The following is a 13,390-nucleotide window of genomic DNA, read 5'->3' on the forward strand; positions in this document are numbered from 1 at the left end:
TATCGTGACACGTAGCATCTGCTTTTCCGCCGCCGCGGCGATGGCGGTCGCGCTGGCCTGCGCGCCGGCGTCGGCGGCCATGGACGAAACCGTGAAGGGCGCGCTCGCCCTTCAGCAACAGGGCAAGGCCGCGCAGGCCTATGACATGCTGGCGCCGCTCGTCGCGACCCGCGCCGGCGATCCGGACTATGACTATGCGCTGGGCCTCGCCGCCGCCGACAGCGGCCGCGCGGGCGAGGCGATCCTCGCCTTCCAGCGCGTGCTGTCGGTCCAGCCGAGCAACAGCCAGGCCCGCGCCGAGCTGGCCCGCGCCTATGCGCTGGGCGGCGACGTCGACACCGCGCGCGCCCAGTTCAACACCGTCGTCCAGGACCCGACCCTGCCCGATCCGGTGCGGCAGCGCTTCGACGGCATCGTCCGCCGCTTCGACCGGGAGGTCGCCGGCGGGAGCACCGACGTATCGGGCTTCCTCGACGCCTCGGCCGGCCATGACAGCAACATCAACAGTGCGACCAACCTGTCGACGATCACCATCCCGCTGTTCGCCGGCCTCGGCCCGGGCACGCTGGGCGGCGCGGCGCGGCGGATCGACAAGCAATATTACGACCTGCAGGGCGGCGTCAGCGTCGCCACCCCGGCCAGTCGCCAGATGCGCGTGTTCGGCAGCCTGCTCGGCACCTGGCGCGACAATATCGGCGACCGCACCTTCGACCAGGCGAGCCTGACCGGCACGGTCGGCGCTTCCTACAGCTTCGCCAGCCGCGACGTGCTGTCGCTGTCGGGCCAGGCCCAGAAATTCTGGCTGGGCCATGACGGCTATCGCACTGCCTATGGCGCGATCGGCCAGTATACCCACCTGATGGGCAATGGCGCGGCGCTCAGCGTTGGCGCGCAGCTCTATCGCTTCGACTATGACAGGGACCCGCTGCGCGACGCCGACCGCTATGCGCTGGCGGTCTCCTATGCCGACCGCGTCCTCGTCGCCAGCGTGTCGGGCGGCAAGGAGGAGGCGCGCCGCAACGCGGGCGATCAGTTCTCCAACGGCTTCGTCAACGCCAATCTCGGCTTCGAATATTCGATCGCGCCGGGGCTCAACGTGGTCGGCGGCGTCTCGGGAGAACTGCGCCGCTACGACGACGCCGATCCGCTGTTCCTCAAGAAGCGCAGGGACGAGCAGATCGACGCCTCGATCGGCCTCAAATATCTGCTGACCGGATCGGTCTACCTCCGCCCGCGTGTCACTTACACGCGTAATTTCAGCAATATAGCGCTGTACGACTTCAAGCGTTGGACCGCCAGCCTCGGCGTCCGCTTCGAGTTCCGGGGGAATTGAACATGACCAGCACCACTATCTTCGCCCGGCTTTCGCTCGGGCTCCTCGCCTCGGCGTCGATCGCCGGCCTCGCCACCCCCGCCATGGCGGGCAAGCTGCTCTTCTCCGACGATCCCGCGCTGGCCGGCGCGACGCTGGCGGCGGGGCAGGAGGTCCGCACCAGCGGCGGCACCACCCAGATCATGACCGACAATGGCAGCATCGTCTCGCTGGTCGGCGGCGGCGCGGTACGGATCGACGGCGATGACGTCACCGTGCTCGCGGGCAGCGTCACCGTCGCGACGCAGTCGGGCGCTTCGAGCACCAATGTGCGGCTTCCGGGCGGCGCCACCGCGCGGCTGACCGGCGTTTCGCCCTCGGGCTCCTTCACCGTCACCGGCGACGGCTTCACCGGCCATGCGCTGGGCGGCAACGTCGCGATCCAGAGCGACGGCCAGACCAAGGTCTATACCCGCGGCTCGGCCTGGCAGGGGCAGGCCGGCGGCGGCACCTCGCGCATCTTCGCCAACCAGGCCGATCCCGCCCCGGCCGCGTCGCGGACGGCGGCGAGCGACGCGGTCGAGCCGGCCGGCGACACGGCGCAGGCGGCAGCGGCCGGCGTGCCCGTCAACCTGGGCGAGGCGCTGGCCGCGGTCGGCGCGTCGGGCGACGTCGTGCAGGCGGCGCGCAACGTCGAGGCCTCGGCCACCAATCCGGCTGTGAAGGCTTTTCCGGCGGGTGATGTCGCGACCCTGGTCGATTTCGCGGCGCAGCTCCAGTCGGCCTATGGCGGGCAGCTGTTCGCGGGGGCCGAGCCCGGCATCATCCAGACCTATCTCGCCTATCTGGCGAACGGCGGCGCGGGCGATCAGTTCAAGGCGACCTATGCCGCGCTGATCAACCAATATATCGACTTGCTGCGCACCGGCGCTTCCCCGGCGAGCTTCACCGGGGCGAACCAGGCGGCGGTGAACAGCTACCTCGCCTATCTCTCCTCGACGGGGACGTTGCAGGGCCTGTCGGCGCAGAACCGGGCGCTGGCCGACGCCTATCTCGACTTCCTGTCCTCGGGCGGGGCGGCGACCGACTTCACCAAGAGCTATCTCGACGTCGTCAACGCCTATATCGCCTTCATCAAGGGCGGCGGCGCGCCGGCCAATTTCACCGGCGCGACGCAGGACGTGATCAACGCCTATTTCGCCTTCCTGCAGTCGAGCGGGCTGGTCGACGCGATCGCGCAGGCCAACCGGTCGGTGTTCGACGCCTATGCGCAATATCTGGCGAACGGCGGCACCGGCGTGTTCGTGCCGCCCGGAGGAACCAATCCGGGCACCGATCCCGGCACCGGTCCGGTGGTGCTGCCCGGCTATGCCACCGCGCTCCAGGCCTATATCGATTTCCTCAAGGGCGGCGGCAATCCGAACGGCTTCAGCGGGATCACGGTCGACCTGATCCGCCAATATATCAACCTGGCGATCGACAACGGCCTGTTCGCGGGTGTGCCGGCCCCGACCATCCAGCTGATCCGCGACGCGCTGAACCTGCTCGCGGCGACCGGCACCTTCGACGCGATCGCGCCGCTGCTCGCCAACCTGACGCTGGTGCTGCCAACGATTCCGACCACGCCCACCGGCCCGACGACCCCGACCGCGCCGGTCACGGGCAATGAGAGGACCGGGCAGATGATCGCCTATGCCGGCGACAGGCTGGGCATCGACCTGCGCGACAAGACGACGACCACGATCGACGACAGCGGCAAGCTGGTGAAATATGTGTGGACGACGAACACGCAGGAATCGCCCGAGATCGGCACCAACAGCGGGTTCGAGACGGGCAGCGTCGCCGGCGTGATCGGCTGGACGCGCTGGGCCGGCGGCGCCACGGCCGGCAAATATTTCGACAGCAGCGTCCTCAACCGCACCGACAAGCAGGGGATGCACTATGTCTATGGTGCGCCGGCCACCAACCTGCCGACCAGCGGCACCGCCAGCTATGCCCTGGTCGGCGCGACCAAGCCGACGATCAGCGACGGGTCGCTTGATCCCGGCTCGCTGACCGGCAGCGCGGCGGTGGCCTTCGGCGCGACGCCGACGGTGGGCGTCGACCTGCACGTATCGATCGGCGGCCACACCTATGACGTCGCCACCAACGGCGGCGTCGCCAATCCGGCGCAGAGCCAGATGGGGGTGCAGGCCAATATGGGCTTCCAGGCCAACAACATTCCGGTCGCGGCGGGCGGGCCGGTCTGCTCGTCCACCGGCTGCGGGGCCTATATCACGGGCTTCCTGGCCGGCCCCGGCGCGAGCCATGTGGGGTTGAGCTACTCGATCAACAGCACCAATGGCGGCCCCACCCTCACCGGTGCGGCGGCGTTCGGCAAATAGGGCTTCGGGCGCCGGCCATTCCCACCGCCCGGCACCCGCGGGAGACGGCGTCAGGTCTGGTAACCTGGCGCCGTTTTTCTTTTATTCTCAGCGCGCGACCAGGATGAAGGGCGCCCAGACCGAGGGATCGGCGCCGTCCGTCACCTTCGGGTCGGCGATCAGCCGCAGCATTGCCCTGCGCAGCGCCTGCGGCCGGGGCTCGCCCTTCGCGGCGCGCGAGGCGGTGTCGACGGTCAGCCGTGCGGCGACATCGTCGCGCACCGCCCAGTGGCTGACCAGCAGCGATCGCGCGCCGGCATAGAGGAAGGCGCGGGCGAGACCCGACAGGGCAGGGGCGGTGGGGCTTTGGCCCGCCGCCGTGTCGCAGGCCGACAGCACCACCCAGTCGGCGTCGATGTCGAGCGCGGCGATCTCGGACGCGGTGAGCAGGCCGTCGTCGGTATCGTCCGGTTTCGCCGGCGGCGTGAGGACGAGACCTGGTTCCGAAGCCTTGTCGACCGCGCCGCCGACTAGCCCATGGGTGGCGAAGGCGAGGACGCGGACCCGCTTGAAATCCTCGGCCTTGACCGCGCGTTCGGTCGCAGCGGCGCCGACCAGCAGGCTCGGCTGGAGGCCGAGCGCCTCCCGCATCCGGATCAGCTCGCGTTCGGCCTGCGGCAGGGGAGCGAGCGCGGTTAGGGCGTCGCGGTCGACCGCGCCGCCGCGATAGAAGCCGCGCAGTTCACCGGGCGCGGCCTTGCCGCCGAGCAGCGGCGCGCCGATGCCGACGAAGCGATCGCCGGACGTCGTCGCGCCGCGCGTCTCCCCGATCCCGGCGATCGAGGGAACCTGCATCAGCGCGGCCCTGCGGATCAGCCAGGGGGTGGCGCGCAAGGCGGCGGGGTCGTCGTCGCGGCCCTTGGGCGTGTCGGTCACCAGCACCGCGAAGGGCAGCCGGGTGAAGGCGCCGCCCGGGGCGAGAATCCAGTCGTCGGCCCCGGCCAGCGTCGCGTCGAGCGCGGCGGGCACGATCTCGCGGTAGAGCCTGTGGGCGAGCGCCCGGTCGAAGCGCGGCGGGTCCGTCGGCGCGTCGGCGAGCGCGCCTCGCGTCGCGACCTCCAGCCCCAGCGAGGCGCGCAACGTCGCGGCATCGGCGAGCGCGGTCGAGTCCGTGCCGGACCAGGCCCATGCGCCGCCGCCGGGCCGGACCACGAAGGTCAGCGCGCCGCCGCCGAAGGGCACCGGCATCACCAGCGCCTGGCGCCGGCCGAGCCGCCGCGCCACCGCCGCTTCGTCCAGCGCGGTGAAGCGGGTGAGGGCGGCATAATCGGGCTGGGCGGCGGTGAGCGCCGCTTCGGTCGCGGCCAGTTCGCCGTCGACCTGGCCGACTTCGGCGGTGGCGTCGTGATAGTCGGCCTCGCCCTTGCCATAGGCGCGCAGCGCCGCCTGGGTCAGCCGGTCGCGCTGGGCGAGCAGGTCCTGCCGCTTGCGGATCAGCGCGGCGGTGCCGCCGTCGCGCGCGGCGGCGCGCGCCGAGACGGCGACGATCGCGCGGCCGGCATCGTCGAGCGCCATCAGCTGGGCGACGCGGAAGCCCGCCGGCCGATCGCCGACCAGCCAGCTCGCCTCCAGCAACCGGCCGAGATGATCGGGCACGGTGCTGCTGCGCCGGTCGGGATCGGCGTTGGCGAACAGCTCGCGCTCGGTGACGGCGAGGATGCCGGCGAGCCGCTCGGCCGCATCGGCGCGTTTCATCCGGGCGGCGAGCAGCGCGCGGCAGCCGGCGATGTCGATGCGGTCGGGGTGCGTCTCGGGCAGGGTCTTCGCCTGCCACGCGTCGACGATCGCGAACGCCTCCCACGCGCCGGCATCGTCGCCGGTCGACAACAGGCTCTTGCCCAGCGAGGTGCGGATGCGCATCGCCCGCACCGGATTGGAATCCCCGAGATCGGCGAGCGCCTGGCGCCGGATCGCCAGCGACTCCGCCAGCAGGCCGCGCCCGGCGAGCAGGTCGGCGAGATTGTTGCGGAAGGCGGCGAGCGTCTCGTCGTCGCGGGCCAGCGTCTTCTCCCCGATCGCCACCGACCGGCGGGCATAGGGCTCGGCCTCGGCGGTGCGGCCGAGCAGGGCGAGGGTGCGGCCGAGATTATTGTAGGTGACGGCCAGCCCCGCATAGTCGGGGCCGAAGCGCTTCTCCTCGATGCCGGCGATCCGCCGCAGGATGTCGACCGCCTCGGAACGGCGGTTCTGCGCGGCGAGCACGGTGACCCAATTGTTGATCGCGAGGATCGCGATCGGATGATCCTCGGCCAGGACGCGTCCCGCGATCGTCATCGCCTCGCGCGCATAGGTGTCGCTCGCCTCCAGCTTGCCGGCCTGGAGCGCGACGATCGCCATGGTGGTGATCATCGCCACCATATGCTCGTTCTCGGGCGCCTTCACCCGGCGCGCGAGCGCGAAGGATTCGGCTTCGAGCCGCTCGGCGCCGTCGAGATCGCCGCGCGCATAATGGAGGATCGCGAGCGTGTGGATCGCGTCGGCCTCCTCGGCGCTGCCCTGCGGCGCGATCGCATGCCATTGCGCCACGGCGTCCTTCAGCGTCGCCTCCGCCTCGTCATAGCGGTTGAGGTTGGTGAAGGCGGAGCCGAGCAGCGTCGTGCTGTGCGCCCGGTCGGACGGCGAGACGCCCGCCATGTCGCGCGATTCGCGCAGGGTCGGCACGGCGTCCTCGACCTGCGCCGCCCCGACCATCGCGGTGCCGAGCCTGCTGAGGATATGGGCCCGCCGTGCGCCCGGCCTCGGCGCGGTCGCGAGCGCGGCGCGCCAGGCGACGACGGCGCCGCCCGGATCGGCGGATATGTCGATCTTCGCGGCGGCGGCCACCGGATCGGCCCTGGCTGCCTCGACCGCCGGCGACGACATCAGAAGCGCGGCCCCCGCCGCGGCAGACAATAAACGACCCCCCACGCTACTCCCCCGAACGCGAACTTTCCCCAGGGAGCCTTGTACTGCGGGAAGGGCCCGGCGTCAGCCCGTCAGGGCAGATTGAGCTGCCAGGAGATTCCGAAGCGATCCTGAACCCAGCCGAAGCGCCGGCTGAAGCCATGGTCGCCGATCCCCATCAGCGCCTTGCCGCCGTCGGACAGCGCCGCCCACAGCGCCTCGATCTGCGCTTCGTCGTCGCAGTCGATGAAGAAGGAGAAGGAGGGCGTGAAGCCGAAGTCGTGGACCGGCGGGCTGTCGAAGCAGCGGACCGTCTGCCCGGCGATCGAGAGGCTCGCCTGATAGATGGAGCCTTCCTTGCCGGGGCCCTCCGCGCCCCAGCGGGTCAGCTCGACCACTTCGAATTCGGGGAAGAGCCCGCGGTAGAAATCGATCGCCGCCTCGGCATCGCCCTGGAACATCAGGAAGGGAGTGACCTGCATGACAGCCTCCGTCAGTCGGCGAGCCGCAACGCGATCTCGCTCATGAAGCGGGCATCGTCGCCCGATGCCAGCCAGTCCGCCTCCGACGCGATCGCGCCCAGCATGCCGGCGAGAGGGTCGAGCTCCGCCTTGACATAATTGCCGAGGACATAACCCGTGACCCGGTCCTTGTGTCCCGGATGGCCGATGCCGATGCGGACGCGGCGGAACGCGTTGCCGATATGCGCCTCGGTCGATCGCAGGCCGTTATGCCCGGCGGTGCCGCCGCCGGTCTTCACCTTCACCTTGAACGGGGCGAGGTCGAGCTCGTCGTGGAAGACGGTGACATCGCCTGTCTCGCGCTTGAAGAAGCGCATCGCCTCGCCGACCGATCTGCCGCTTTCGTTCATGAAGGTGGCGGGCTTGAGCAGCAGGACCTTCACGTTGCCGATCCGCCCGGTCGCCGACCAGCCCTGGAACTGCTTCTTCCACGGATCGAAGCGGTGCACCTCGGCGATCGTGTCGACCGCCATGAAACCCACATTGTGCCGGTGCATCGCATATTGCGCGCCCGGATTGCCAAGGCCGACCCAGATCTGCATGGCGCAGGCTCTAGCCAATCGGCGATCGTGATGCCAGCGAGCGGTTTACAGATCGTGCCGATCGCCTCCTGCCGTTTCCCCTCATCATCCCCGCAGCAAGAAAAAGGCCCCGCCGAACGGGTCGGCGGGGCCTTCATTCTTTCGCGAAGCTGCGAAGGGCTCAGCCCTCGGCGGCCTCTTCACCGGCTTCGGCGGCTTCCTCGCCCTCGGCGCTCTTCAGCGCCGACGGGGCGACGATCGTCGCGATGGTGATGTCTTCATGGTCCTGCGCGGACGCGCCCTTGGGCAGGGCGACCTGCGACAGGTGGATGCTCTCGCCCACCTCGAGACCCTTCAGCGAGATCACGATCTCCTCCGGGATCTCGGCCGCGTCGACCGACAGGCCCAGGTCATGGATGACGACGTTGAGAACGCCGCCACGCTTCAGGCCGGGCGACAGTTCCTCGTCCTTGAAGTGGACCGGAACGTTGACGTTGACCTTGGTGTGTTCGCCGATGCGCAGGAAGTCGACATGCAGCGGACGGTCGGTGACCGGATGGAACTGGACGTCCTTCGGCAGGGTCCGGACCTTCTTGCCGCCGACATCGAGCATGACCACGCTGTTGAAGAAGTGGCCGGTGTGCAGCAGCTTCATGAGGACCTTCTCCTCGACGTGAATCGAGGCGGGTTCCTGCTTTTCGCCGTAGATCACGGCGGGGACGCGGCCTTCGCGGCGGATCGCGCGGGAGGCTCCCTTGCCAGCCCGCTCGCGTGCCTCGGCCGACAGGTCGAGCACTTCGCTCATAACATGTCTCCAGTTCGCATTTGAGTTTCCAAGACCCGTACCGCCTCCAGGGATGACCGGAACGGGATGGGGGCGCATAGCGGCGCGGCGCCCGAAAGGCAAGGAAGCTCTTTGCAGGCGGGGCCGGCCCGTGCAAGGGAGGCGCGTGCTAGACGAACATATCCTCTTCATCGACGGCGAGGCGATGGTGATCGACAAGCCTTCGGGCCTGCCGGTCGATCCGCCGCGCGACGGCAGCATCAGTCTGGAGAACCACCTCCAGTCGCTGTCCTTCGGTTTCAAGCGCTGGCCGAGCGCGGTGCACCGGCTGGACCGCGACACCTCGGGCTGCCTGCTGCTGGCGCGCAATCCCAAGGCGCACAAACGCTATGCGCTCGCCTTCGAGGAAGGGAAGGTCGAGAAGACCTATCTTGCCATCCTCGACGGCATTCCGGCGCAGGAGAGCGGCCTGGTCGACCTGCCGCTCGCCAAGATCTCGACCCGCGAGGCTGGTTGGCGGATGGTCGGCGACCCCAGGGGCAAGCCCGCGACCACGGCCTGGCGCGTCGTCGCGACCGTCGACGGACGCGCGCTGGTCGAGTTCCGGCCGACGACCGGTCGCACCCACCAGATTCGCGTGCACGCCGCGACCGGCATCGGCCTGCCGATCCATGGCGACCCGGTTTACGGCAGGGAAGGGCAGGCCGGAGTGACCTTGCTCCATGCCTCCGCCCTGGTCGTCCCGCGCGAAGGCAAGAACCCGATCGAGGCGAAGGCGCCGCTTCCCGCGCGTTTCACCGCGCTGGGCTTCGCCGAACCGGCCTGATCGTCAGGCCGCTATGGCGGACTGACGACGGGCGCGGGCGAAGGCGCCTGGCGAACAGCCCATGTGGCGGCGGAAGGCGGTGCTGAAGGCGCTGGCCGATTCATAGCCGATCGTCTCCGCGAGCCGGTCGAGCGGGATTTTGCCGCGATCGAGCGCGTCGCGCGCCAGCGCCATCCGCCACCGCGCCAGATATTCGATCGGGCCGCAGCCCAGCGTCTCGACGAAGCGGGCGGCGAAGGCCGATCGCGACATGCCGGCGATCGCGGCGAGCCCGGCCACGCTCCAGCCGCCGCGAACGTTGCCGTGGATCGCCCGCAAGGCGGTGGCGAGCGCCGGATCGCGCAGGCCCGCCAACAGGCCGGAAGGGAGCGCCTCGCCCTCGATCCCGCTCCCGCGCAGACATTCGATCAGCATCACCTCGATCAGCCGGGGCAGGATCATGTCGTGCCCCGGTCGATCCCCGCCGCATTCCTCGGCGATCAGGGCGATGATCCGCGACAGCCGATCGGCGGCACTCTCGGTGGCGCGTATGTGGATCATGCCGGGCAACAGGGCCAGCAGCAGCGGCGCGTTGACCGGTTCGATGCGGAAGGCGCCGCCCAGCATCTCGACATCGGGGGCGCCGTCGGGCTCTCATGACGGACCGCCCGGTCCACGGCTGCACGAGGGGCCGGCGATCCCCAGGCGCTGGCGAGGTGAAGGCGGGGTGGCGGGCAGCAGCACGAAGTCGCCCCGGTCGAGGTCGGACCGGTTCGGCGCCGTCGAGCGTCAGCCAGCAATGCCGGCCAGCACCATCGCGAAGCCGGGTTGGCCATAGGCGTCATAGCGTACGCCCCAATCGCCCCGGCCGCTGATCGGCTTGGAGAGGGCGGCATGGGGGCGGAGGAGGGCGATGATGTCGCTGAGCGGATCCATGGACGATCTATATGGGACGATCTATAATGAATAATGGATGATGAATTATAGATCGTCTCAAAGGCCCTGTCTATCCGACGGCAACGAAGGAGACAGGACATGACCAGCACCATCCTCATCACCGGAACCTCGTCGGGCTATGGCAAGGCGACCGTCGACCATTTCCTCGATCGCGGCTGGAACGTGATCGCGACCATGCGGCGGCCCGACCCGGCTGTCTTCCGGGCATCGGACCGGCTGAAGCTGGTCCGGCTCGACGTCACCGACCGGGCGAGCATCGATACGGCGATCGCCGAAGGGGTGGCGGCTTTCGGGGCGATCGACGTGCTGGTGAACAATGCCGGGATCGGCATGGCCTCCGCCGTCGAAGCCACCCCCGACAGCACGGTCCGCGAGGTCTTCGAAACCAACTGCTTCGGCGTCATGGCCACCTGCCGCGCGATCATCCTGCAGATGCGGCGGCAGGGGCACGGCATTATCGTCAACCTCACGTCAAGCGTGACCATCGGGGTCATGCCGCTCGTCGCCGTCTACGCCGCGAGCAAGTTCGCCGTGGAGGGTTTCACCGAGTCCCTGGCCTATGAGCTCGCGCCGTTCGGTATCACCGCCCGGCTGGTCGAGCCGGGCTATGCCCCGACCACCAGCTTCACCGCCAATGGCGGTGCCCGGATGGAGGGGCTGATCCCGGCCGATTATGCGCCCTTCGCCCAGGCCTGCTTCACCCGCATGGCGGACTATCCCACCGCCTATTGCAGTGAAGCCGAGGTGGCCGAGGCCGTCTTCGCCGCGGCGACCGAGGAGGGCGGCAAGCTGCGCTATCCGGCGGGGGCCGACAGCAAGATGCTCAACGAGCTGCGCTGGTCGACCTCGGAAGAGGAGTATCTGGCGCGGATGCGGGCGATGTTCGCGCCACGACCCGATCCGTCCTAGTCGAAAACCTTGCCGCGCAGGTTCTTGACCGCCGAGCGCTTGGACTTGCCGTCCATGCGCTTGGCTTTCGCCGCCCGGGACGGCTTTGTGGGCTTGCGCTTCTTGGGCACGAAGGTCGCTTCGCGGATCAGATCGAACAGCCGTTCGCGGACTTCCTGCCGGTTGAGGAGCTGCGATCGGGCGCCTTCGCTGCGCAGGACGAGCACGCCCTCGCGGGTCATTCGGCTGCCGGCGATCGCGTCCAGCCGGATCTTCACGGCGTCGGGCAGGTTGGGCGAATTGCGTACGTCGAAACGCAGCATCACGGCGGAGTCGGTGGTGTTGACCCCCTGGCCGCCGGGGCCGCCCGCGCGGGTGAAGCTTTCCTCGATCTCATCGCTGTCGATCGCGATCGAGCGGGTGACGGGGATGAGCAGCATGGGAGGAGCCTTATCGGGCGGGCACCGGCTTGGCTAGGCGCTCAGACCCCGCCGACATGGAAGATGCTGAACGCCGCGACCGCGCCCATATAGGCGCCGCCCAGCAGGATCGCCCCGATCAGCGTCGGCGCGCGGACGACCCGTCCGGCCAGCGCCGCCTGCCACAGCGCGAGCGACAGCGGGAAATAGACCAGGGTGCCGGTGATCAACCCCGGCGAATGGCGGTCGAAGGCGATCACCAGGACGAAGTGGAAGACGAAGTTCCAGAACAGGTTGCCGGCGGCCCAGGCGAGCAGCCAGAAATTGGCCGTCGCGCTGCGCGTCTTCGCGGCCCAGCCGACGAGCAACGCCATGATCGCGATGAAGGCGATATTGCCGCCCAGGAACAGCGGGAGATCCATCGCATGACCGCTGATCTCCCCGGCGTAACGGGGAAAGCCGGTCAGATATTCCTCGGCGACATGCGCCGCGAAGGCGACCGGCAGCCACCGGATCAGGCGATAATAGGATGCCGTCATCGCGCGCTCCCCCCGAACCCCGCGCGGACGATATCGCAAGCCGCTTGAAGCGCAAGCGCGGCGGGTCCAGATGGACGGCATGTACATGTTCGACATCGACCGGCACGGCGACAAGGCGTCGCTCTATGCCGACATGGCGGCGGCGCTCGCCGCGCTGACCGCCGACGAGCCCGACGCGATCGCCAACATGGCCAATGCCGCGGCGCTGATCTGGGAATATCTGCCCGATCTCAACTGGGCGGGCTTCTACCGCGCGATCGGGCAGGAACTGGTGCTTGGGCCCTTCCAGGGCAAGACCGCCTGCATCCGCATCCCGTTCGGCAAGGGCGTGTGCGGCACGGCGGCGGACACCCGCACTGCGCAGTGCGTGTCGGACGTCCACGAATTCCCCGGCCATATCGCCTGCGACGCCTATTCGGCGTCGGAGCTGGTCGTGCCGATCGTCCATGAGGGCCGGCTGATCGGCGTGCTCGACCTCGACAGCCCGATCAAGGGCCGCTTCGACGAACAGGACGTGGTGGGCTGCGCCGAGCTGATGGCGGTCCTGGGCCCCCGGATCGCGGCGTGATTTCGTAGAAAATATGTTTTTATTCAAAGTGTTATGGCGATAGATGCATTGCCTATGCTTGCCTCGTGCAAGAGACTGTGTGAAAATGCGATCATGAAACGGGACGTGGCGTTGGCCAGACTGAGGCCCTTGGAGCAGCGGCTGCGCCAGCAAGGCGTTTCGGCCCTGTATCTCTTTGGGTCCACGGCGCGCGATCAGGCCGGCGATGCGTCCGACGTCGACCTCATCTTCGACTATGATCCGGACTCCAGATTCGATCTGTTCGATCAGGCCGGCGTGTATCTGGATATCAAGGACGCCCTTGGGCGGGACGTTGACCTGGTTTCCCGCAAGGCCATGCGTCCCTCCTTCCGGGAACGGGTCGCGCCGGAACTGGTACAGGTCTTTTGATGGACGATCGCAAGCTGGCCCATGAGCTGGAGACGATCGAGCTTCTCGTCGCACGTGCGCGGGAAACTGTCGGCAAGCACGATAGGCGCAGCTTCGCAGAGGATCGAGACGCGGTAGATGCCACCGCCTATCGGCTGGCGATGATCGGCGAGCATTGCAAGCGATTGCCGCCCGATCTGCAGGAGAGGCATCCGAACCTGCCATGGCGGCAAATGGTTGGGCTGCGCAACATCGTCAGCCACGCCTATGACGAAATCGATACCGGGATCATATGGTCTGCCGCCACGGCCAGACTGGATGAAATCGGCAGAATGTGCCGGGACGAGAAAAGGCGTCTCGATCCTGAGGGCTCGCGCGAAGGCGGCGCGTAGCGCGGCTGC

13 protein-coding genes and 1 pseudogene are annotated in these 13,390 nt (G+C 68.7%); 7 read left to right on the forward strand and 7 right to left on the reverse strand.

The window, feature by feature from the left end; translation table 11 throughout:
* The first annotated feature begins 4 nt into the window (after nt 1–4).
* Nucleotides 5–1,333: a surface lipoprotein assembly modifier gene (locus tag HRJ34_RS26310; protein ID WP_226948965.1), complete on the forward strand. Its 1,329-nt coding sequence runs from the start codon at nt 5–7 to the stop codon at nt 1,331–1,333.
* 2 nt (nt 1,334–1,335) lie between these two features.
* Nucleotides 1,336–3,696 (forward strand): hypothetical protein, encoded by a 2,361-nt coding sequence (locus HRJ34_RS26315; RefSeq protein WP_208632911.1) that lies wholly within the window; start codon nt 1,336–1,338, stop codon nt 3,694–3,696.
* A gap of 87 nt (nt 3,697–3,783) precedes the next feature.
* Here the strand turns inward: HRJ34_RS26315 and HRJ34_RS26320 are convergent, their stop codons facing one another.
* From HRJ34_RS26320 to HRJ34_RS26335, 4 genes are all read right to left on the reverse strand, one after another.
* Nucleotides 3,784–6,597 carry a CHAT domain-containing protein gene (locus HRJ34_RS26320; RefSeq protein WP_208632912.1) on the reverse strand — a complete coding sequence of 938 codons (2,814 nt, stop codon included), beginning with the start codon at nt 6,595–6,597 and terminating at the stop codon, nt 3,784–3,786.
* 113 nt (nt 6,598–6,710) lie between these two features.
* Nucleotides 6,711–7,100, reverse strand: coding sequence for a VOC family protein (locus tag HRJ34_RS26325; RefSeq protein ID WP_011952221.1), 390 nt, complete (start codon nt 7,098–7,100; stop codon nt 6,711–6,713).
* Between the two features lie 11 nt (nt 7,101–7,111).
* Complete coding sequence (pth, locus tag HRJ34_RS26330) at nt 7,112–7,681, reverse strand: aminoacyl-tRNA hydrolase (protein ID WP_011952220.1); 570 nt, start codon at nt 7,679–7,681, stop codon at nt 7,112–7,114.
* Nucleotides 7,682–7,841: 160 nt separating this feature from the next.
* A complete protein-coding gene (locus HRJ34_RS26335; protein WP_011952219.1) occupies nt 7,842–8,465 on the reverse strand; it encodes a 50S ribosomal protein L25/general stress protein Ctc in 624 nt (207 codons plus the stop codon).
* Nucleotides 8,466–8,610: 145 nt separating this feature from the next.
* On the opposite strand from HRJ34_RS26335, the gene HRJ34_RS26340 reads away from it, so the two are divergent.
* A complete protein-coding gene (locus HRJ34_RS26340; RefSeq protein ID WP_041379067.1) occupies nt 8,611–9,270 on the forward strand; it encodes an RluA family pseudouridine synthase in 660 nt (219 codons plus the stop codon).
* A gap of 3 nt (nt 9,271–9,273) precedes the next feature.
* Here the strand turns inward: HRJ34_RS26340 and HRJ34_RS26345 are convergent.
* Nucleotides 9,274–10,185: pseudogene (locus HRJ34_RS26345) on the reverse strand (AraC family transcriptional regulator).
* A 99-nt stretch (nt 10,186–10,284) separates the two neighbouring features.
* Between HRJ34_RS26345 and HRJ34_RS26350 the strand changes: the two are divergent.
* Nucleotides 10,285–11,115 carry an SDR family oxidoreductase gene (locus tag HRJ34_RS26350; protein ID WP_208632913.1) on the forward strand — a complete coding sequence of 277 codons (831 nt, stop codon included), beginning with the start codon at nt 10,285–10,287 and terminating at the stop codon, nt 11,113–11,115.
* On the opposite strand, the gene arfB is transcribed toward HRJ34_RS26350, so the two are convergent.
* Nucleotides 11,112–11,534, reverse strand: a complete 423-nt coding sequence (gene arfB / locus HRJ34_RS26355) for an alternative ribosome rescue aminoacyl-tRNA hydrolase ArfB (RefSeq protein WP_208632914.1) — start codon at nt 11,532–11,534, stop codon at nt 11,112–11,114. The two genes, HRJ34_RS26350 and arfB, sit on opposite strands and share 4 nt — an antisense overlap.
* A gap of 41 nt (nt 11,535–11,575) precedes the next feature.
* Nucleotides 11,576–12,052 (reverse strand): HXXEE domain-containing protein, encoded by a 477-nt coding sequence (locus HRJ34_RS26360; RefSeq protein ID WP_011952214.1) that lies wholly within the window; start codon nt 12,050–12,052, stop codon nt 11,576–11,578.
* 79 nt (nt 12,053–12,131) lie between these two features.
* Between HRJ34_RS26360 and HRJ34_RS26365 the strand changes: the two genes are divergently transcribed.
* The 3 genes from HRJ34_RS26365 (at nt 12,132) to HRJ34_RS26375 (ending at nt 13,381) form a co-directional block, all read left to right on the forward strand.
* Entirely contained in the window at nt 12,132–12,620 is a 489-nt protein-coding gene (locus HRJ34_RS26365) for a GAF domain-containing protein (RefSeq protein ID WP_029549154.1), read from the forward strand.
* A 129-nt stretch (nt 12,621–12,749) separates the two neighbouring features.
* Complete coding sequence (locus HRJ34_RS26370; protein WP_208632915.1) at nt 12,750–13,010, forward strand: nucleotidyltransferase family protein; 261 nt, start codon at nt 12,750–12,752, stop codon at nt 13,008–13,010.
* A complete protein-coding gene (locus HRJ34_RS26375; RefSeq protein WP_011952212.1) occupies nt 13,010–13,381 on the forward strand; it encodes a HepT-like ribonuclease domain-containing protein in 372 nt (123 codons plus the stop codon). Before HRJ34_RS26370 ends, HRJ34_RS26375 begins: the two co-directional genes overlap by 1 nt.
* Nucleotides 13,382–13,390 lie beyond the last annotated feature (9 nt).

Origin of the sequence: Rhizorhabdus wittichii (assembly GCF_017607425.1) — a bacterium.
GTDB lineage: Bacteria > Pseudomonadota > Alphaproteobacteria > Sphingomonadales > Sphingomonadaceae > Rhizorhabdus > Rhizorhabdus wittichii.

Excerpts from the sequence above, each read along its gene's own strand:
- arfB (WP_208632914.1), bottom strand. The coding sequence starts at position 11,534 with ATGCTGCTCATCCCCGTCACCCGCTCGATCGCGATCGACAGCGATGAG.
- HRJ34_RS26375 (WP_011952212.1), top strand. The coding sequence starts at position 13,010 with ATGGACGATCGCAAGCTGGCCCATGAGCTGGAGACGATCGAGCTTCTC.
- HRJ34_RS26335 (WP_011952219.1), bottom strand. The coding sequence starts at position 8,465 with ATGAGCGAAGTGCTCGACCTGTCGGCCGAGGCACGCGAGCGGGCTGGC.
- HRJ34_RS26365 (WP_029549154.1), top strand. The coding sequence starts at position 12,132 with ATGTACATGTTCGACATCGACCGGCACGGCGACAAGGCGTCGCTCTAT.
- HRJ34_RS26320 (WP_208632912.1), bottom strand. The coding sequence starts at position 6,597 with ATGTCGTCGCCGGCGGTCGAGGCAGCCAGGGCCGATCCGGTGGCCGCC.
- pth (WP_011952220.1), bottom strand. The coding sequence starts at position 7,681 with ATGCAGATCTGGGTCGGCCTTGGCAATCCGGGCGCGCAATATGCGATG.
- HRJ34_RS26350 (WP_208632913.1), top strand. The coding sequence starts at position 10,285 with ATGACCAGCACCATCCTCATCACCGGAACCTCGTCGGGCTATGGCAAG.
- HRJ34_RS26315 (WP_208632911.1), top strand. The coding sequence starts at position 1,336 with ATGACCAGCACCACTATCTTCGCCCGGCTTTCGCTCGGGCTCCTCGCC.
- HRJ34_RS26360 (WP_011952214.1), bottom strand. The coding sequence starts at position 12,052 with ATGACGGCATCCTATTATCGCCTGATCCGGTGGCTGCCGGTCGCCTTC.
- HRJ34_RS26325 (WP_011952221.1), bottom strand. The coding sequence starts at position 7,100 with ATGCAGGTCACTCCCTTCCTGATGTTCCAGGGCGATGCCGAGGCGGCG.